This window comes from Magnetococcus marinus MC-1, assembly GCF_000014865.1.
In the GTDB taxonomy this organism is placed as follows: domain Bacteria; phylum Pseudomonadota; class Magnetococcia; order Magnetococcales; family Magnetococcaceae; genus Magnetococcus; species Magnetococcus marinus.
The window spans coordinates 748,926-767,721 of record NC_008576.1 but is presented as its reverse complement, the minus strand read 5'-3'; the positions used below and the strand labels follow the sequence as shown (position 1 = coordinate 767,721).

Annotated in this window: 15 protein-coding genes; 9 read left to right on the top strand and 6 right to left on the bottom strand. The window is 54.9% G+C overall.

Features of this window, described 5'->3' with window-relative positions:
* Nucleotides 1-130: 130 nt before the first annotated feature.
* The 3 genes from MMC1_RS03245 to MMC1_RS03235 all read left to right on the top strand — a co-directional run bounded on the left by MMC1_RS03245 (nt 131) and on the right by MMC1_RS03235 (nt 2,998).
* Nucleotides 131-448 carry an STAS domain-containing protein gene (locus MMC1_RS03245; RefSeq protein WP_011712320.1) on the top strand — a complete coding sequence of 106 codons (318 nt, stop codon included), beginning with the start codon at nt 131-133 and terminating at the stop codon, nt 446-448.
* Between the two features lie 13 nt (nt 449-461).
* A complete protein-coding gene (locus MMC1_RS03240; protein ID WP_011712319.1) occupies nt 462-827 on the top strand; it encodes a response regulator in 366 nt (121 codons plus the stop codon).
* Nucleotides 828-889: 62 nt separating this feature from the next.
* Entirely contained in the window at nt 890-2,998 is a 2,109-nt protein-coding gene (locus MMC1_RS03235; RefSeq protein ID WP_011712318.1) for a chemotaxis protein CheA, read from the top strand.
* Nucleotides 2,999-3,071: 73 nt separating this feature from the next.
* Here MMC1_RS03235 and MMC1_RS03230 read toward each other — a convergent pair whose 3' ends face one another.
* From MMC1_RS03230 to MMC1_RS03220, 3 genes are all read right to left on the bottom strand, one after another.
* Nucleotides 3,072-3,998 (bottom strand): chemotaxis protein CheV, encoded by a 927-nt coding sequence (locus tag MMC1_RS03230; RefSeq protein WP_011712317.1) that lies wholly within the window; start codon nt 3,996-3,998, stop codon nt 3,072-3,074.
* Between the two features lie 81 nt (nt 3,999-4,079).
* Nucleotides 4,080-6,107 (bottom strand): methyl-accepting chemotaxis protein, encoded by a 2,028-nt coding sequence (locus tag MMC1_RS03225; RefSeq protein ID WP_011712316.1) that lies wholly within the window; start codon nt 6,105-6,107, stop codon nt 4,080-4,082.
* Nucleotides 6,108-6,424: 317 nt separating this feature from the next.
* Nucleotides 6,425-7,708 carry a glycosyltransferase family protein gene (locus MMC1_RS03220; protein ID WP_041640724.1) on the bottom strand — a complete coding sequence of 428 codons (1,284 nt, stop codon included), beginning with the start codon at nt 7,706-7,708 and terminating at the stop codon, nt 6,425-6,427.
* 211 nt (nt 7,709-7,919) lie between these two features.
* Between MMC1_RS03220 and MMC1_RS03215 the strand changes: the two genes are divergently transcribed.
* On the top strand, nt 7,920-9,041 hold the full coding sequence (locus MMC1_RS03215) for a protein-glutamate methylesterase/protein-glutamine glutaminase (protein ID WP_041640722.1): 1,122 nt from the start codon (nt 7,920-7,922) through the stop codon (nt 9,039-9,041).
* On the top strand, nt 9,038-9,910 hold the full coding sequence (locus MMC1_RS03210; RefSeq protein WP_011712313.1) for a CheR family methyltransferase: 873 nt from the start codon (nt 9,038-9,040) through the stop codon (nt 9,908-9,910). The genes MMC1_RS03215 and MMC1_RS03210 overlap by 4 nt, the downstream gene beginning before the upstream one ends.
* Nucleotides 9,911-9,971: 61 nt before the next feature.
* Here the strand turns inward: MMC1_RS03210 and MMC1_RS03205 are convergent, their stop codons facing one another.
* From MMC1_RS03205 to MMC1_RS03195, 3 genes are all read right to left on the bottom strand, one after another.
* Nucleotides 9,972-12,416: a transglycosylase SLT domain-containing protein gene (locus MMC1_RS03205; protein WP_143711346.1), complete on the bottom strand. Its 2,445-nt coding sequence runs from the start codon at nt 12,414-12,416 to the stop codon at nt 9,972-9,974.
* A 69-nt stretch (nt 12,417-12,485) separates the two neighbouring features.
* A complete protein-coding gene (gene ftsY / locus MMC1_RS03200) occupies nt 12,486-13,400 on the bottom strand; it encodes a signal recognition particle-docking protein FtsY (RefSeq protein WP_011712311.1) in 915 nt (304 codons plus the stop codon).
* A gap of 118 nt (nt 13,401-13,518) precedes the next feature.
* The gene (locus tag MMC1_RS03195; protein ID WP_011712310.1) at nt 13,519-13,935 is read right to left on the bottom strand and encodes a TlpA family protein disulfide reductase; all 417 of its coding nucleotides are present in this window, start codon (nt 13,933-13,935) and stop codon (nt 13,519-13,521) included.
* Between the two features lie 58 nt (nt 13,936-13,993).
* Here MMC1_RS03195 and MMC1_RS03190 point away from each other — a divergent pair, with 58 nt between their 5' ends.
* From MMC1_RS03190 to MMC1_RS03175, 4 genes are all read left to right on the top strand, one after another.
* A complete protein-coding gene (locus tag MMC1_RS03190) occupies nt 13,994-15,031 on the top strand; it encodes a TIGR04283 family arsenosugar biosynthesis glycosyltransferase (RefSeq protein WP_011712309.1) in 1,038 nt (345 codons plus the stop codon).
* On the top strand, nt 15,028-16,704 hold the full coding sequence (locus MMC1_RS03185) for a hypothetical protein (protein ID WP_011712308.1): 1,677 nt from the start codon (nt 15,028-15,030) through the stop codon (nt 16,702-16,704). Before MMC1_RS03190 ends, MMC1_RS03185 begins: the two co-directional genes overlap by 4 nt.
* Nucleotides 16,705-16,841: 137 nt before the next feature.
* Nucleotides 16,842-17,588, top strand: coding sequence for a substrate-binding periplasmic protein (locus MMC1_RS03180; RefSeq protein ID WP_011712307.1), 747 nt, complete (start codon nt 16,842-16,844; stop codon nt 17,586-17,588).
* 249 nt (nt 17,589-17,837) lie between these two features.
* Entirely contained in the window at nt 17,838-18,782 is a 945-nt protein-coding gene (locus MMC1_RS03175; protein ID WP_011712306.1) for an NAD-dependent epimerase/dehydratase family protein, read from the top strand.
* The last annotated feature ends 14 nt before the right edge of the window (nt 18,783-18,796 follow it).

The following is an 18,796-nucleotide window of genomic DNA, read 5'->3' as shown; positions in this document are numbered from 1 at the left end:
CTTCAAGCTTTGTTACACTGTGGGGCGTGCCTCATTGATTTGAACGCTACAGCAGGGAGCACTCAACCACTTGCTGTTAACTCGGGGCAACCCCCCTGTTAGCTTACCGCACAGGCTATGGGAGACAACCATGTTCGAACTGCATGTTGAGGGCTCATCGGCCCGTTTACAACTGACAGGCGACCTAACCATTCAACAAGCCGCAGAGCTTAAAGAGAGCTGCGTGCAAGCGGTACAGAGTGGGGATAGCTTAGTATTAAATTTAAGCGGTGTTACCCGCATTGATCTGGCTGGGCTCCAGATTCTTTGCGCCATGCACCGCGCCCTCGTGGATGAGGGCAAAAGCCTGACCCTTCAAGGAGAGATTCCCAAACCCTTTAAAGAAACAGTCCACATTGCCGGTTTCCAAGGGTGTCTCTCGGCAGATCAAACCCGCTTGTGGAAGTAAGAAAGCAAATAAAATGGCTAAGACAATCATGACCGTGGACGACTCGTCCAGCGTGCGACAAATGGTAAGCATGACCCTTAAAAGCGCCGGTTACACGGTGGTGGAAGGGGTCGATGGACAGGATGCCCTAAACAAACTCAAGGCGTCTCCCGTGGATATGGTGATTACCGACCTGAACATGCCCAACATGGATGGTATCACCTTAATCAAAAATTTACGGGCGTTGCCTGCCTTTAAATTCACCCCCATTGTGATGCTCACCACCGAGTCCCAGGCGACCCGCAAACAAGATGGCAAGGCAGCCGGTGCCACTGGGTGGATTGTAAAACCCTTTAAGCCCGATCAACTGCTGGGTGTCATCAAAAAGGTGCTAGGCTAGTCTGCCTAAGCCAAGGTGGCGATCCCTTCCAAAACAGTGTGACCACTGGGGAGTTGGAATCCATGGAAATTGATACCAGCGCATTTACCGAAGAGGCTTATGAACTCCTTTCGGAGCTTGAAGACTCGCTGTTAGTGTTGGAAGAAAACCCCCAAGATATGGAGCTCATTGGCCGCGTCTTTCGCGCCATGCATACCATTAAGGGCTCGGGTGCCATGTTTGGCTTTGATGAGGTGGCTGAGTTCACCCACGATGTGGAAACGGTTTTCGATAAAGCCCGTGAAGGGGCTATCCCCGTCACCAAAGAGTTGATTGATTTAACCCTGGCCGCTCGGGATCAGATTCGCGCTATCCTGGATGAAGCAGGCGGTGGCGCACCCTCGGATAAGCAAAATGCCCAGCGCATCATCTTAGGTCTACGAGCGCTTATTCCCGGCAATACCGCCAGAGCCCCACAGCCGGCCAATGAGGAGCCCGAGCCTATTGAAGCCTCCTCCGAGAGCGCCGCAGGCAAGCACACCTACCGTGTGCGCTTTAAACCTGACGCCAACATTTTTATGAGTGGCACCAACCCCCTGCTGCTGATTGAAGAGCTCATAGAGCTTGGCTCGTGCAAGGTGGTAGGCATCACCGACGCGCTACCCCCACTAAGCGAGATAAACCCCGAGCAGTGCCACACCTCCTGGGAGATCTTTCTCACCACCGATCAGGGCGAAAGTGCCATCCAGGATGTCTTTATCTTTGTTGAAGATGAGTGCGAACTCAACATTCGCCGCATCGACCGCGATGAGGATGTGGATGATCAAGCCCAGATCAAACGGCTGGGGGATCTGCTGGTTGAACGCGGCGATATTGACAAGCAAACCTTAGAGAGCATCACCGACCCCCTCGGAGATCGACTGGTCAAGGCTGGACTGGTCAGCAAAGGCAAGGTGGATGCCGCGCTTATTGAACAACAGGTGGTCAAAGAGAAACAGCAAACCAACAAGGTACAAGAGCAAGCCGCCAGTGTGCGGGTACCTTCGGACAAGCTGGATCAATTGGTGGATCTGGTGGGAGAGCTGGTGACGGTGCAAGCCCGCCTTAACCAGACGGCCCACAGCCATGGGGACCACGATCTTCAATTGATCGCCGAAGAGGTTGAGCGCCTCACCGCTGAACTGCGTGACAACACCATGTCCATCCGCATGTTAGCCATTGGCACCACGTTTAATAAGTTTAAGCGACTGGTGCGAGATCTCTCTAAAGAGCTGGGCAAACAGATTGAGTTAACCACCGCCGGGGCTGAGACTGAGCTGGATAAAAACGTCATTGATCAGCTCAATGATCCGCTGGTTCACATTATCCGCAACAGCATTGACCATGGGGTCGAAAGCCCCCAACAGCGTCAGGCGGTGGGCAAACCTGCTGCGGGTACGGTGCATCTTTCGGCGGAACATAGCGGTGCCAATGTGCTGATTCGTATCACCGACGATGGTGCCGGTCTGGACCCCAAAAAACTACGTACCAAAGCGGTGGAAAAGGGACAGCTACCCGCCGATAACGAGTTGACCGATAAAGAGGCTTACCAGCTTATCTTTGGGGCCGGCTTCTCGACCGCCGCCAAAATCACCAACGTCTCTGGGCGTGGGGTGGGTATGGATGTGGTACGCAAATCCATCGACAGTCTGCGCGGTTCGGTGGAGGTCGACAGCACCTTGGGGCAAGGCACCTCCATTACCCTCAAACTTCCGTTGACCTTGGCCATTATTGAGGGGCTATTGGTCCAGATTCATGATGAGTACTTTGTGCTGCCGCTGGCCGCGGTGGAGGAGTGCGTGGAGCTCACCCGCACCGATGTTGCCAATACCCATGGCCGCCAAGTGATCAATGTGCGGGGCCATATTGTGCCCTACATTCGTCTACGGGATCGTTTTGAGATCAGTGGGCCGGCACCGGATGTAGAACAGATTGTGATCTCTGAGGTCGAAGGGCAGCAGATGGGGTTTGTGGTGGATCATGTCATTGGTCAACACCAGACCGTGATCAAATCCCTGGGCAAAGGGTTTAAACACCCCGATGAATTTTCTGGTGCCACCATTCTGGGCAATGGCACCGTTGCCCTGATTATTGATCTTTCCAAGATTGTGCGTCTGGCCGAGCAGCACGAAATGACCGGCACCAACGGCTAAGCCTGAAATGCGCGGGCCTGGGCGAGCAAGCGTTTCTCCCCAGGCCCTGCCATGACGCGGTTTTTACCCTCCTCTACAGCGCCTCACCCAGATGTTTTAACAACACCTCGGCCAAACCGTCGGGCTGAAACTTACCCACAAAATCGTTGGCCCCCACCTGTTTGGCCAGTTTCAGGTTAGAGGGGCTGCTCATGGAGCTATGCAACACCAAGGGGATTACCCCCAAGCTCTCATGCTCTTTGACATGGCGGCAGAAGGTAAAACCATCCATACCGGGCATTTCAATATCCGAAAGAATGAGGGCATAACTGCTCTGTCCATGCACCTCAAGATCCCGTTCCAGTTCGGCGAAGGCCTCCCGCGCATTGGTAAAGCTCTCATAGCTCAGTCCCAAGCTTTGCATCGCCTGTTCCAGCAAGCCGCGAGCCGCGCTAGAGTCGTCGGCAATCAACACTTTACGCCCTTTAAGATCCAAAGAACGGGTACGCGCCACCAGATCGTCCGAGAGGCGATGTTTAATTTTGAGCACCTCTTCAAGCACCCGCTCCACATCTAAGATCTGGATGGTTTCACCGTCATCGGTATAGGTTGTCGCGGTTAGATAGGTGGCTGACGACAGAGAGCCTGGCTCTTTAACCTGCTCCCAGCTACGGGTAATCAGGGCATTGGGACGATTGATCAACAACCCCTGAGTGGTATTGCTGTATTCACAGACAATGATATAGGTGATACACCCCTTACGCGGCTGCATGGGCAAACCCAGTGCCAAGGAGAGATCCAGCACGGTCACGGCTGCTTCTCGAAAGCGCATGGTCCCTACCACAGCGGCGGGCGTACCCGGCACCTGCGTGATCACGCTAGGGGTCTCAATCACCTCAATAATTTTAAACACGTTGATGCCGTAGAGCTGCTCATCGGAGAGAAAAAAGGTCAGCATCTCCATTTGATTGCTCAGGGCCAGATTGGCACGTTGATCAACTTCTTCCATTAGTTCGGCCATCGGCGTGCCTCAATTCCTGGTTAAAGCAAACGTTGTGAAACCACCCCTTATCGCCCGCTTGTGCAGCTTAACATATTTCGCTTAAAAACGCTCATAGTCCCGATCTCCGGCATCAGCTCGTTGCCCACCCTTAGCTCCATCCACGCGACGGGGTAGCGCTGGTTTGGTTTGGCCAGCCGAACCGGTTGGCAGGTGTTGGGCCACAGCCATCACCCCAGCGCGGTTTGGTGCGGCATCCGAGGCCAATTTAAAAAAGGCGATGGAGGCTTGCATAACCTCTGACTGAGCAGACAACTGCTCGGCGGTGGCGGCCATCTGCTCAGCAGCCCCTGCGTTTTGCTGGATCACCTGATCCAGTTGTTGAATGGCACTGTTGACCTGCCCCACCCCTTGCGTCTGCTCCTGCGCCGATAGCGCGATGCCCCGTACCAGCTTAGCGGTGCGTTGAATATCGGGCACCAAGGCATCAATAATCTGCTCAGTACGCCCCGCCAGTTGCACATTACTGGACGACATTTGGCTAATCTCGCCCGCAGCCGTTTGACTGCGCTCGGCCAGTTTGCGCACCTCGGAAGCCACCACCGCGAAACCCTTGCCATGCTCGCCAGCCCGGGCCGCTTCAATGGCGGCATTGAGTGCCAGCAGGTTGGTTTGCCGCGCGATCTCCTCGATAATGGAAATTTTACTGGCCACTTCATGCATGGCTTTTACAGCCAGCGTCACCGCTTCACCACCCTGCTGGGCATCTTGGGAAGCTTTATTGGCGATCCTTTCGGTCTCTTGGGCATTTTCAGCGCTTTGCTGAATATTGGAGGAGATCTCCTCCATTGCCGAGGAGGTCTCTTCTATCGAAGCCGCCTGCTGAGAGGCTCCGTCAGAGAGCACTTGCGCCCCCACCGAAAGCTCATTACTGCCCAGGCTAACTTGGCTGGCGGCCACCTCAATATCTGTAACCACCTCGCGCAACTTGCCCACCATACCATCCAAAGCGCCCAGCATCTGCCCCACTTCATCTTGGCGGCTGGTGGCGCAGCGGCTGCTTAGGTCGCCGCTGGCAATGCGTTGCACCACCTGGACCCCGGCCTGGATTGGCCGCACAATGGAGCGGGCAATAAGCACCGCCAACACAATCCCTACCAGCAGCGCAATAATCGACAGGGTTGCCACCGATGCACGGGTCTGCTGCCCGCCGGCGACCATCACATCCTCGGACATCACATTATCCGCTACCGCCTGATCCATTTTATGGAACAGCGCTTGAAGATGGCTCAGATATTTTTGGGTCTGTTGCACAAAAATCGCATTGACCTCATCCCGCACTTTAAGGTTGCCCTGGGCACGCAGTTGCATCTCCTTGAGGTAGGTACGGACCTCGTGCAGCACTTTTTTAACCTCATGGCGGTAAATCTGCATGGCCCGATCACGCTCGCCCTGCGCAAGGGCGGCATTAATCTGCCCTCCTAGGGTATGTAGACGTTTGTGGGCTGGCTCCATGCGGTTAAGCAGCACCCCCAGTTGGTTATCCTGGGCCATCTTCTTACCCTCGCCACCATAGATAAATTGTCCCAAGCCGCACTTGGTATAATCTAACTGTACAGAGAGGCTGGTTTTTTGGTCCACCAAATCGGTGAGTACTTGATCGGACCACACCACATGGTCGGTCTCTTTTTCTGCCAAAAACCGGGGTAAACCGCTGTCTACCGGGCGGTGTTTGGCTTTAATTTCAGCCGCAGAGGCATGCAAACGCTGGTGGGGCTCTTCAATCTCGCCCAGCAGGGGCGTTAAGGCGGGAACCAACTTTTCGGCATCTTTGCGACCCTGGCCGTAGTACCATTGGCCGAAGGCGCATTGGGTGGGGTCAAGCTGCACTTTGAGTTCACCGGCATGCTCATCATTAATGAAAGCGCTTACTTTGCCTGCCCAGTTAAGATGGTCAATCTCTCGCTGTAGAATCGCGCCCCGCAGCCGGTTGCCCCCCACCACCTCTAAACCATCCGCCACCATATGCGAGATACCTTGGTGGGCGACCACCCCCACCACCGACAACAGCAGCAGCACAACGCCGATACCCATACCAATTTTTTTGGCCAGCCCAAGATTTTGCCACATGACCTGTTCTCCAGGGGTTGATCAACGTTTAGAGGCCAAACCTGCATACCCATGCCTACTAGGATACTGGAAAATTACCGCTATTCATACGATCCGAATGTTACAATTGTGTAGCAACATTGAAAACATCCCTATCACCCCTTTCAAAAGAAACCCTTATATAAATTTTTTTATATGTGTTAATAAATGGTTATCCTATTTTTCACACCTAAACCCAAGCCTTATTAATGTGGCCCATTGTGCCAAACCATCGGCAACCAACGCCCCCTTGCGCCGTTTAAACCTGACCCGGTTGCGGCCTCGGCCCACACACCGCCCTAACAGAGCGCTTGCAACTTTTGTCTTTGTTCTGCTGCAATCGTGGTAAAGTGTTCAAGTAGCAGTTCCGCCCCACGGGTATGGCGCTGTTCACAGCAGATCTCCACCATAAAATTCCGCAGCGGCATCAGCGCCTCAACGGGGGGGTTGGGCATCTCTAGCAGTTCCACCAGTAACGCCAACATCTGTGGAAAAAACCCAAACTGAGCATAGATGGCGGTTATCCGCACAGGCACTTCAAAATCTCTTTCTACTTGCCATGCTATGCTGCGCCAATAGCTTAAAGCCTTACCCGGCAATCCCCGACTTTGGTAAACCATGGCATTGGCCCGCATCTGCTGCTGCTGTGAAAAATGGGTGCGTATGGGCACTGCGGGCTCTTGCGCCATGGTAAAGAGATCTATCATACGCTGATCCCAACTGTGCTGTTTGACCACCGCCGCAGCCCCCGCCGCTAACTGTGCCAAGCGTTCTGGCTGGGAGAGCACCACCTGAACCAACTTAACCAGTGAAGGGGCGTCTTCATAGATTAAGATATTTTCCCCTGGGGTAAAAAAATCGGTAAGATTTTCTGCGGGATTGGTTACCACCACAGAACCGCAACTGGAGCCTTCAAAATTACGCGGATTAAATACCCCGTCGTGGTTGTGGTTAAACACCAGCTTGCTGCGGGAAAACAGCTTGGCCACCTCTTCTTTCCAGATTCCTTTGGTAAAGCAGGTTTGCAGCCCCGCCGCTTGTAGCGCTTGCAGCAGCATCACCCGTTGGGGCCGAGTTTGCGGGTCCATATCCCCCACAAACGCAATATCTATATCCCGCTCAGGTGCGCCATGATCATAATAAACATGGGGATCATAAGCATGGGGCAGCCACCTTACCCAGGGATGCCCCACATTTTCAAAAAGAGGCAGGTATTGCTTAAACGACACAAACAGGCGATCAAACAACAGGGCGTAGTCACGCTGCCACTCGCCATTAAAGTGAGGGTCAATGGCGTAGTACCAGCACGGGCAAGGGGCATCCTGCAAACCATCGGGGAAAAATTTCTCCCCCGATTCCACCACCAAAATCACCTCTGGTTCAAAATCTCTAGGCAATAGCTGGTAGATCTCTTGCAATGTTGCGGCCCGCTCGCAGCCGGCTCGCCAGCCCGGCTCAGTAGCCTGCTCATGGCCCGCACCAACGGCGCATAGCTGCACCTGGCGGCGCAGCGACTGCTCGATAAAACTGCCCGTGGTACCATAGTGATACCCATATAATAGCAACACTTTACTGACCATCATTTGCCCTCTTTCACCGCTGCTCTACAGGGGGGATCAAACCCGCATCACACCAAAGCCCAGAGCGGCAGCCCAGATCCTGTTTAATCTTGCATGTTCTGACCTACGCTCTGCCAACAAGCTTGTCATGTGCGGCTTGCTTGAGCTATAGATGGTGTCAGACAAATCTTGCTCCTTTTCTACTGACACCCATGCCGAGAGCTGCTTTTGCACTATGCCCAATGCCCCTACCATCCGTGTATTGATCATTGATGACTCGGTTACGGTACAAAAAACGTTAACCAAAATCCTCAACAGCGATCCTGGTATTGCGGTCATTGGCTGTGCCGCCGACCCCTACCAAGCGGCTGAATTGATGCGCACTCAAGCACCTGATGTCATCACCCTAGATGTCGAGATGCCCCGCATGGATGGCCTAACCTTCCTGCGTAAGCTTATGCGTCAACACCCCATACCGGTGGTCATGTGCTCCTCACTCACGCTAGAAAACTCTGCTAAAGCGGTACAAGCGCTGGAGCTAGGGGCTGTGGAGGTCTTTGCCAAACCAAGATTGGGCGATGCCTTGCAGCTAGAAGAGATTAGCATTCAATTTTGTGATGCCATCAAGGCCGCCGCCAAGGTCAACTTTAACAACAAACCCACACCGAAACCCAAAAAAAACGATCCGGCCCCCCATTCCGCTATCAAGGTCCCCCCCAAGCTCAATGCGGACTCAATTCTTCCACCCAAAGAGGCCAGTTTTTGCCGAGCGGCCCCCGGTCAAGGGCGGGTCTTGGTGATTGGGGCCTCCACCGGCGGAACCGAGGCGCTTAAAGCGGTGCTCACCCAACTCCCCAGCCACTGCCCCCCGGTTTTTATTGTGCAACACATGCCCCACCAATTTACCGGCCCCTTTGCCAAACGCATGAATGAACTCTGCGCGATCCAGGTAAAAGAAGCGGAACATCAAGAGGTGGTCACACCCGGCATGGCGGTCATCGCTCCAGGCGACCGCCATATGCTGCTCCGCTATAGCGCCGGCAGCTACCGGGTCGAGCTGCGGGATGGTGCCCTGGTTAGCCGTCATCGTCCCTCGGTAGATGTGCTGTTTCGCTCTGCCGCCCAATTTGCCCCTGGGGTTGCCGTGGGCGCTATTTTGACCGGCATGGGGGATGATGGTGCGCACGGCATGTGGGAGATGCACCAAACCGGCAGCCCCACCGTTGCCCAGGATGAAAAGAGCTGTGTGGTGTTTGGCATGCCCAAGGAGGCCATTGCCAGGGGAGGGGTAGATACCGTCATACCGCTGCCCAACATACCGGCTAAACTTATGCAGCTAAGCAGTGAAAAACCATGAACGATGCCTCGTATCATGAACCCTTAGGCACCCCCCTTACCGATCAAGAGTTTCAACAGCTGGCCCAGCTGATCCAGGGGCAGTTGGGTATTCAGATGCCCGCCTCTAAAAAAACCATGCTCTCCGCACGCCTGCAAAAGCGGCTGCGTGTGCTCAAAATTGAGTCGATGCAGGCTTATGTGCAGTGGATTACCGATCCCGTCACAGCGGGGCAGGAGTACATTAATTTTCTGGACATTGTCACCACCAATAAAACCGACTTTTTCCGTGAGCCGGTCCATTTTGACTTTCTTACCCACACCCTTTTTCCGCAATTAAGCCAGCTTGGTCTGGGCCAGGGTCGCGCGGTTAAAATTTGGAGTGCAGGCTGCTCCACCGGCGAAGAGCCCTACACCATCGCCATGGTCGCCAAAGAGTATGAAGCCCAACTCAGACAGCCCTTTAAGGTGGATATTCTGGCCACCGACATCTCCAGCCGGGTACTCAAGCAGGCCAAAAACGGGGTCTATGGCATGGAGCGTATCTCCCCCATATCCCAAGCCTTACGCAAAAAATATCTGCTGCGCCACAAAGACCCCAACAGTGACAAGGTGCGCATGGGGCCTGAATTACGCCGCATGCTGCGGTTTGGACGACTCAATTTTATGGATGGTGAATTTGGCCTGAAAGAGCGTATGCATGTGATCTTTTGCCGCAATGTCATGATCTATTTTGATCGACCCACCCAACAGCGGCTGGTCAACCAATTTTGCCAACATCTTGAACCCGGCGGCTTTCTGTTTATTGGCCATTCAGAGACCCTCAATGGCCTTGACGTACCTCTGGAGTTGCTCCAACCCACCATCTACCGCTACGCGGGCCGGTCATAGCCCTCCCCTTAGCGGTTCTCCATGGCTGCTGGTCGGAAGCCATTTTAAACAAAACCTAAGCCTATTGAAACCTCTCCTCGGTCTGCCCCATAGGGTCATAAAAACTTTGCAGCACAGCGCGTGGGGGCGGTCTCCGCGCAGTGGCTTGCAAAGCCCCCTCAGCCTCCACCAAACGAGATTTTACCCCCTGCCAGTTTTTCGGCGGTTGCAGCCGTTCAAGCCCAGGCCCATGGGGTTGAATCCACGCCTTTAATGAAGCCTTACCCTGATAACGTAGCAGATAGATCGCCTGTCCATGGGTAACCCGTTTGACATAGTGACGGGTTTCAGAAAAGGGGATATTCTCAATAAAGGTCAAGTCATCCATTTTATCCCGGTTCACCTTCCATAAATTAGCCCGGTTTGGTCCGGCATTATAGGAGATCAAAGCCAGGGTCATATCCCCCTCATGGTTATTTAACATACGCTGTAGGTAGGATTGCCCCAAGGAAAGGTTATACTCCGGGCGCAACAGTTTTAAGGAGGTTGCCCGAGGCAGATTAAGAATACGCGCCTCGCCTCTGGCGGTAGCCGGCATGAGCTGCATCATACCCATGGCCCCTGCTGAGGATTGAATACGGTGGTTAAACAGGCTCTCCTGCCGTACCGTGCCCCACACGGCGGCGGGATGCAACGACCAACCCGTCGAAGGCTCCCAGCCACTGGGTTCTGGATAGAGCCCCCGCCACAGCCGCCCCCCCCCCTGATTGCGCAAAGCCGAGGCGGTTCGCAGGACATAATAGGGATCTTGATACGCCTCGGCCAGACAGATCTGTTGTAATGCATTAAGCTTGAGCTTGCGTGCCGCCCGCTGCACCTCGCCACCCACATAGTAGGCACGATCCATCTCGACCAATTTTGCCATGCGTTGCCGGGCTTCGGCCAACCGGGTATCCGTAAAGGGCAGATCATCGCACGCTAAGGCACGCCCCCCAATGGCTGCCGGGGTTAGTTCACCTTGTAGCCGCTCAATGGCCAGTAAGCCGTAAAAAGTGTCGGGATGTTTCGCCGCCCGCTGCAACCATTTTTTATAAGGTTTACCCTCACTCTCCAGCAATTTGGCGCTCCAATAGGCCCCTTGGCTGGCGCGGTCACGATCCTTGGCATAACGACCTAAACGGCGAAAATCCTCAAGCGCAACCCCTTGTTTACCCAGCTTCAGGGCACTCCATCCGGCCATCCAGGTAGAGTCGTCTAACCCTTCTGCACCACTGGCTGCATTGGCTTGCAACAGCCGATGCGCCTGAGCCACCTCATCCCGGCTATATAACAGCTCTTTGCCAAATTTATAACGCATAAGACGACGCTGTTGATCCCCCAGATAGGCCCATTCGACCCCCATTAACAACTGGATCGCGTCGGTGTAGTGGCGGAGCCGCCACAAGCCGTTAATACGTGCCTCCCACAGATCCGCATCCACCTTTTGTTTGGCATCCAGCACCCCATAGCGTTTGTCAAAATCACTGCGCCCATAGGTGGCCGATGCCAGCGCCCGAAAATAGTTGGCCTGCTCCTTCGGAAAATCCGCCAGCAAGCGATCAAACTCTTTGACCTGTTTTTTCTGGATGAGAGCCCGCGCCCGTGCTTCATGGTCTGACTGCTGTAAGCGCTTATTAAAGCGCCAACTTTCTGCATTTGCGCCCTTTATTTCCAGATTGGCCCCTTCGCGATAGAGCTGGCGCCACACGGGGTAGGCTTGCTCGGTCATTTTTTCATGCAGCAAGGCCTCCAGGTAGCGAAGCCGCTGTGAGGTTTTTACCGATTTAATGGTACGTTTAGCAAACCATGCCAGCACCGTTTGATCATCTTTATGACCCACCATGCGCTGATCCATCAACGCCTCAACCCGATCGGCCATGGGGTGTTCCGGCCATTTTTGCAGAAACGCTTGTAGGCGGGGGACCGTGGCGTGATAATCCGGATGAAACAGCAGCTCCCAAGCCACGTAAGAGGCTAAAAAATCATCCTCGGCCCAGAAGTTATCCTCAAACAGTTCTGTGGGCAACTTGGGTTTAAGCAGAGCCTCGAACCGTTTTTTAAAGCGCTGTTCTACGGGTAATTTAAGCCAGGACTGCCGTCTTTTTGGCATGGGCGTAGCCCGGCTATTGGAGGTTACAGCCTGCTTTTGTAGATCGTTGGCGTGTGGCAGGGGGGGCCGTACTGGGATCGCGGAAGCCACCCCCGCAGTGGGCTTGGAGGATGGCGGGAGCGCCACCAGCGGTTTAGGGGGCGGGGCCACCGCAGCCAGCGGTTTGATCTCAAGAGGAGCCTGTACGGAGTGGGCTGGTTGGCCCACGGCAGGCTGCGGCAGATTCTCTACCTGCCGTGGCGTGGGCACAGCACGCTTTTCGACGGTGACTGGACTCTGCTCCAGAGCGGCGTCCGGCACAGCCGACCACAGGGGCAGAGGCAGCAACCACACCAGCAGCCCAACCCCACCAACGCGCATTTTAACAGACCTGTTCACCGCAGCTATTCCTTAGCCAGTTACCCGCGCATACAGCCCAGAGCAGGCCAATCCTTTGGCTTTTGCTCGTCAGCTCTCTGCAAAAAGCGCCTCCACAAACTCCTGGGGATCAAAGGGACGCAGATCCTCAACCCCCTCACCCACCCCTATAAAGCGGATGGGCAGATTAAACTGTTCACAAATGCCCACCACCACACCACCCTTGGCTGTACCATCCAACTTAGTAATGATCAGCCCAGTCAGGCCCAGTGCCTCATGAAAAATTTTCACCTGATTAATGGCATTTTGCCCCGTGGTGGCATCCAGCACCAACCAGATATCGTGGGGGGCGGTGGACTCCAACTTTTTGATGACCCGCAAGACCTTTTTCAGCTCTTCCATCAAATTGGTTTTGGTGTGCAAGCGGCCTGCGGTATCTGCAATGAGCAAGTCCACGCCCCGTTTATGGGCTGCGGCATAGGCATCGTAGATAACCGAGGCGGCATCCGCATTTTGCCCCTGGGCGATGACCGGGGTTTGGGTGCGCTCACCCCAAATTTGCAACTGCTCCACCGCCGCCGCGCGAAAGGTATCCCCCGCCGCCAACAGCAGATCCAACCCCTGCTCTTTGTAATAGGCACTCAATTTGCCGATAGTGGTGGTCTTACCCACCCCATTGACCCCAACCATCATCAAGGCGTGGGGACCTGGGGTCACCAATTGCAGCGCCGCGTGATGCCGCCGCAGTCGATCGGCAATCACGATTTTGAGCATCTTCTTGACTTTATGGTTTCCCTCCGGGGCCTCCCGAGGGAACCGCTCTTTGGTCTCTGCAATGATGTTATGGGCCGCTTGCACCCCAAAGTCAGAGGTAATCAGGAGCTCTTCCAACTCCTCCAACACATCCACATCCAGCGCATTGCCGGTAATGATGGTTTCGAGTGTATGGGTAAAGCTCTCACGGGTCTTAGCGAGACTCTTCCGCAATTTATCAAAAAAGGCCATGATCTCTTCCAAACAAAAACGCCCGACACAGCCGCTTTAACCGGCATGCAAGGGGCGTGCAATGGATAACAACCAACTAAAAAACGAGGCGGGTTTGGATAACCCGCTCCCCTTGCTGTCAGGGTTTAAGCAGCAGGGCCTGGGTTTCTTTGACACCCTGCAATTTGGCCACCAAACGCTCCAGGTCATACCACCAGAACTCTTCACCCCGGTAGCCGCTAAAGCTGGCCTGGATCTGATCATCCTTACCCAAAATAAAATAGGCGGGCACAAAATGTACCTTGCGATTAAGCTGTGCGTAACGGGAGACAGGGCGGTCATGGTCCACCTTAACCAGCGGTAGTTGCTTGGAGAGGGCGGTTTTGGGATAGACCTCCCCCACCTCCTGTTCAAATTTGCGACAGTAAGGGCAGTGATCGGATCCCACGTAGATAAGCGTACCCACCTCCTGCGCCAACGTCTCCCCATACACCGGGCCACACAGCAAACACCACAACCCCAACAGCCATAGGCTTATATGCTGACGCGCTGCCATCCTGTTTCCCCACGCTAGCTCTGGACATTAACCACAAACACCATTTAAATAGGCCATTATGGCTCACTTTCAGCTTTCTGTCATCATTCCTGTCCTCAACGAACAGGCTGCTCTACCCGCCTTGCTTGCACAACTTGCACAGCAACAAGGGGTTATGCTGGAAGTGGTGGTGGTGGATGGTGGCTCTAACGACACCACCCTCGCCGCTGCTCAGGCCGCTGGCGTGATCACGCTGCAAAGCCCACCGGGGCGGGGTCAACAGATGAACAAGGGCGCCACCCACAGCCGCGCCCCATGGCTGCTGTTTCTGCATGCCGACAGCCGCCTGACCCATGCCCGGCAGTTGGCCGAGGCCCTGCACCATCTACAAGCGCAGGCCCGTGCCCACGACCCTTACCAGGAGGATGGAACCCTGGCGGCGGTGGCGGGGCATTTTCCCCTATGTTTTGTGGAGGGCTCCCCGGCCACCCTGCACCGACTTGCTTTTCACGCTGCCAAATCCCACTTAAACCGTGCCCAAGTGATCCAAGGCGATCAGGGATTTTTACTCTCCCGTCATTTTTTTAATGCCCTTGGCGGCTTTGATACCCGCCTACCCTTTTTGGAGGATCAACGGCTGGCGGCGGCGATTCACGCCCAGGGGCGCTGGATCACCCTGCCCGGCCTGTTAGAGAGCTCTGCCCGCCGCTTTGAGCAGGAGGGCTACGGCCAGCGTACCCTGCTCAATCTACTTATTATGGCCGCCTTCAGCCTGCCTTTAGAGGCTTTTTTTAGTCAGGCCAACGCCCTCTATCGCCAACGCCGTGGCCCACCCCTACTGCATCCCTTTTTCAAGCTGTTCAAACAGCTTATGCGCCAACCCCATGCCACGGGCACCCCTTGGTGGCAGGCGGGCCGCTATCTTCAGCATAACCTCTGGCAGCTTGCCCTCTGGCTGGATCATGACCCCACCCCGGCAGGCTGGCTCACTTTTTATGAACACCACCTCGCGGCACTCTTGGAGCATCGCGCCCTAACACCGGTGTGGGTGGGAACAGCGTGGCTCTTGTTTCATCTCATTTGGTTCTACTGCTGGTTTCAGGAAGAGGTCCCATGAGCGAGCCCACCCTAGAGAGCGACTATATCCGCAACAAACAGCGGGCTTTTAAAGAGGCTGTGGCGCGGGTCAATCGGCTTTTGCAGCAGCGCGTTGTGCCGCAACCGGTGCTGGAGCCCATGCTCGAACCCCTCGCCCATCTGTTTGCCAATGCGTGGTTACGTAGCGAAGTACACCCCCGCTATCTTTCGGCGGTCGCCGCCCTTTCCCGCAACCCAGAACATGCTTTTCTGGTGGCACTGCTCACCCAACAGCTCGACGATCGTGCCTTTATGGAGGCCCATCTACGTAGCGCTTTGGCCACCCCAGCGGAGCATCCCCGCCACCTGCGTGTGCGACAACTGCTGGCTCACCACGACCACGATTTTGCGCAAACGGTGGCAGCGGTATTGGCCCAGTGGCAACAAAGCGACCTCCCTCCCTGTGCGGATTTTCAACAGGCGGTGCGCCAAGTTGGCGCCATAGAAAAAAGCCGCTACGCCGAGCGGCTCGATGAGGATGAGCGCGCTCGACTGGCGCTGGTGGACCGCCTGCCCGACCGTTTTCCCACCCCACCCAGCTTTGCCAAGGTGGGCCTTATTCCCCGCATGGCCTGTGCCCAAAGCTGTCGTCACTGCATGTTTGTATGGCGTCCGGTGATGCGGGATCTGCCCGATCCGACTCCGCTCTATAAACAGGTCAATGGTCTAACCACCCAAGTGTTGTTTACGGGGGGGGACCTTACCCCGGTTATGCCGCAATTTTATCAGGCCATCCGCAGCATGCCACGGGTTAAGCTGTTTGCCCTTTTACTCAATGGCAGCTTTGCCCATGACGAGCAGGCCACCCAAACGCTGTTGCAGGGCATGCTTTGCGCCTTACAGAGCCGCTCTAAAAAAGCGGCGGTGGCTCAGGTTGTCTTACAGATCAGTTTTGATGAGTTTCACCAAGAGATTTTGGCCGATCGTCAGGGTCACTTGAGTGAACGTATTCCGGTTGCCCATATTGCCCGGATTGTCCGCGCGGTCTCCCGCATGCCAGAGATTAAGCTCTCTCTCTTGCATAAGCAGAACAGCCTCAATTTTTCGGACGCGCTGTTTACGGATGGGGTGTTTGAGCGGCTCCAGCGGGCACTCGCCGACATGGGCGAATCGCTACAACTGTTGCAGGTGACCCAGAGCAGCACAACCAAACGCCACCCCGCTCGATCCGATCACCACGCCCCGGTCATACGGGAGGCGCTCATGGCCCTGGCCAGCGCCCCGCAAAGCCCCATCCACTGGATGAGCGGCACCACCGACCGCTATGGCCGTGCGGCCTATCTGGAGCCGAGCCTGTTTATCAATGATCAGGCCCAACTGGAGCGCTATCTGCAAGGGGAAGCCCCAACGGAGGGGTTTGATATTGACCCTATGCTCTGGCTGGATGGGCACGTCTCGCTCTTTTCAGCGAGCCACATCACCATGGGAGATTTTTTCCAGGAGCCTCTCGCGCACATCCTCACCCGCTGGCGGCGGGACCCCCTGCTGGCTGCACTGGCCCGTTTTGATCCACGGTTGTTGCAACTTTACCGTACCTTAAACAAGGATGGTGACGATCTCATCGCCAGCGCCAGCAGTGTACACCATCTGTTTCACCGTATCACCGAAACGGCGCATATACGCTTAGAGATGACCCGCCTGCTGGCCAAATAGTCCCGGCACACCCCCCGGGGGGAGATAACCCGCTTTTTATCTATAAAACCTAATGCTGTCGTGACATAGTGTTGTGGGTGAACCCTTTTTTTGGCTCGCGAATCAGGGGTTTTGGCTCACGAATCAGGGGTAATTACATGCAATATTCTCGTTATCTATTGGCACTATGGTTATGTTTTGCGTGGCTGCCTTTTGCAAAGGCCCAAGCGCCACTGCAATTGATGACCGAGAGTTATCCCCCTTTTAACATGGCCAAGAGTGGCCGCACGACGGAAACCTACGCCCCCATGATCCAGGGCATTGCCACGGATATGGTGAAGGAGCTGTTCAAACGTGCGGAGATCCCCTACACCCTGCGCATGATCTTATGGCGTCACGCCTACGCACTGGCCCAAAACGAACCGGGCTATGGTCTCTTTTCCACCACCCGCACCCCCAACCGGGAGAAGCTGTTTCAGTGGGTGGGGCCGCTGGTGGAAAATAACTGGGTATTTATGGCAAAAAAGAGTCGCCATATCACCCTTAACAGCCTTGATGATGCTCGCAGCTATAAGGTTGGCAGCTATACGGGCGATGCGGTCGCCAATTTTTTGCAGGGTGAGGAGTTTATTGTTGAGCTCGCCTCTCTGGACAGCAGCAACCCCAAACGGCTGGAGCAAGAGAAGATTGATCTCTGGGCGACGGGTCATCTTTTAGGGCCCTATCTGGCTAAACAGATGGGGGTAGCGGATTTGGAGGCGGTCTATACCTTTAAAACGACACAAATGTATCTTGCGCTCAACCATTCGGTCCCCCAAGAGACCATAGAACGGCTCAACGCCATCTTGGTTGAGATGCGCAAGGACGGCACCGTGCAAGCGCTACATGATCGTTATATTCAATAACCTTACCCCTCGGTAAGGGCTAAGAAGGGGCGCCCTTTTTGGCCAAGCAGGCGATGGGTTGGGCATTGCCCCCCTGAGCAGATGCGGATGAGATCCGCAACATGCCCAAAATCTGCACGCAACCTGTGCCAGAGGGATGGTTTACACCGATTTTTCATTGATCCCGCCTTACACAGTTTCCTAGAATGCAACGTCGATCTGTTCTCCCTACCGATGCCCCAACCTTAGTTAGACAAGGACGTTTGTCTTATGCACGCACAGCTTTCCATCTTGGTTACTGGCGGTGCCGGTTATCTTGGCTCCATGCTGGTACCGGCCCTTCTTGAATTGGGGCACAAGGTTACGGTGGTTGATAACTTTATGTTCCAGCAGGACCCCCTGAATACCCTCTGTGTCAACGATCATTTTTCTGTGGTGCGCGGGGATGTCCGCAACGAAGCCCTCATGCGTCCCTTGGTTGCCGCCGCCGATGTGATCATCCCACTGGCCGCGTTGGTCGGTGCACCGCTGTGCAGCCGCGATCAAGTGGGGGCTACCACCACCAATAAAGATGCTGTCATCACCATGCTGGCCTGGCTTAGCAAAGAGCAGCGCATTCTTATGCCCATCACCAACTCCGGCTATGGCATTGGTCAGCAGGATAAGTTTTGCACCGAAGAGAGCCCCCTGCGCCCCATTTCCCTCTATGGCCGAGATAAGGTTGAGGTGGAAGAGGCGATTTTGAGCCATGGCAACGCCATCAGCTTTCGTCTTGCCACCGTGTTTGGCATGGCCCCGCGCATGCGCCTGGATCTACTGGTCAATGATTTTGTCTATCGCGCCGTCCATGATCGTGCCGTGGTACTGTTTGAGTCTCACTTTAAGCGCAACTATATCCATATTCGCGATGTGGCCAAGGTCTTTATCCACGGCCTGCACCATTTTGAACAGATGAAAGATAAGCCCTACAACGTGGGACTATCGGATGCCAACCTCTCTAAATATGAGTTGTGTGAGCGCATACAGAAGCAGCTACCCAATTTTGTGTTCATGGAGGCCCCCATCGGCGAAGATCCCGACAAGCGCGACTACCTTGTCTCTAATGCCCGTATTGAAGCGACAGGGTGGTCCCCGGATTACTCGCTGGATCAAGGCATTAAAGAGCTGATTAAGGGCTATACCATGATACGCAATACCCGCTATACCAACGTCTAGGCCGATCATAAAGG

Bases quoted from the DNA above. Each gene is read 5' to 3' on its own strand.
- MMC1_RS03230 (WP_011712317.1), bottom strand. From the start codon at position 3,998: ATGGCCGAACTAATGGAAGAAGTTGATCAACGTGCCAATCTGGCCCTG.
- MMC1_RS03225 (WP_011712316.1), bottom strand. From the start codon at position 6,107: ATGTGGCAAAATCTTGGGCTGGCCAAAAAAATTGGTATGGGTATCGGC.
- MMC1_RS03215 (WP_041640722.1), top strand. From the start codon at position 7,920: ATGCCCAATGCCCCTACCATCCGTGTATTGATCATTGATGACTCGGTT.
- MMC1_RS03235 (WP_011712318.1), top strand. From the start codon at position 890: ATGGAAATTGATACCAGCGCATTTACCGAAGAGGCTTATGAACTCCTT.
- MMC1_RS03180 (WP_011712307.1), top strand. From the start codon at position 16,842: ATGCAATATTCTCGTTATCTATTGGCACTATGGTTATGTTTTGCGTGG.
- MMC1_RS03220 (WP_041640724.1), bottom strand. From the start codon at position 7,708: ATGATGGTCAGTAAAGTGTTGCTATTATATGGGTATCACTATGGTACC.
- MMC1_RS03190 (WP_011712309.1), top strand. From the start codon at position 13,994: ATGGCTCACTTTCAGCTTTCTGTCATCATTCCTGTCCTCAACGAACAG.
- ftsY (WP_011712311.1), bottom strand. From the start codon at position 13,400: ATGGCCTTTTTTGATAAATTGCGGAAGAGTCTCGCTAAGACCCGTGAG.
- MMC1_RS03175 (WP_011712306.1), top strand. From the start codon at position 17,838: ATGCACGCACAGCTTTCCATCTTGGTTACTGGCGGTGCCGGTTATCTT.
- MMC1_RS03185 (WP_011712308.1), top strand. From the start codon at position 15,028: ATGAGCGAGCCCACCCTAGAGAGCGACTATATCCGCAACAAACAGCGG.
- MMC1_RS03195 (WP_011712310.1), bottom strand. From the start codon at position 13,935: ATGGCAGCGCGTCAGCATATAAGCCTATGGCTGTTGGGGTTGTGGTGT.
- MMC1_RS03245 (WP_011712320.1), top strand. From the start codon at position 131: ATGTTCGAACTGCATGTTGAGGGCTCATCGGCCCGTTTACAACTGACA.
- MMC1_RS03210 (WP_011712313.1), top strand. From the start codon at position 9,038: ATGAACGATGCCTCGTATCATGAACCCTTAGGCACCCCCCTTACCGAT.
- MMC1_RS03240 (WP_011712319.1), top strand. From the start codon at position 462: ATGGCTAAGACAATCATGACCGTGGACGACTCGTCCAGCGTGCGACAA.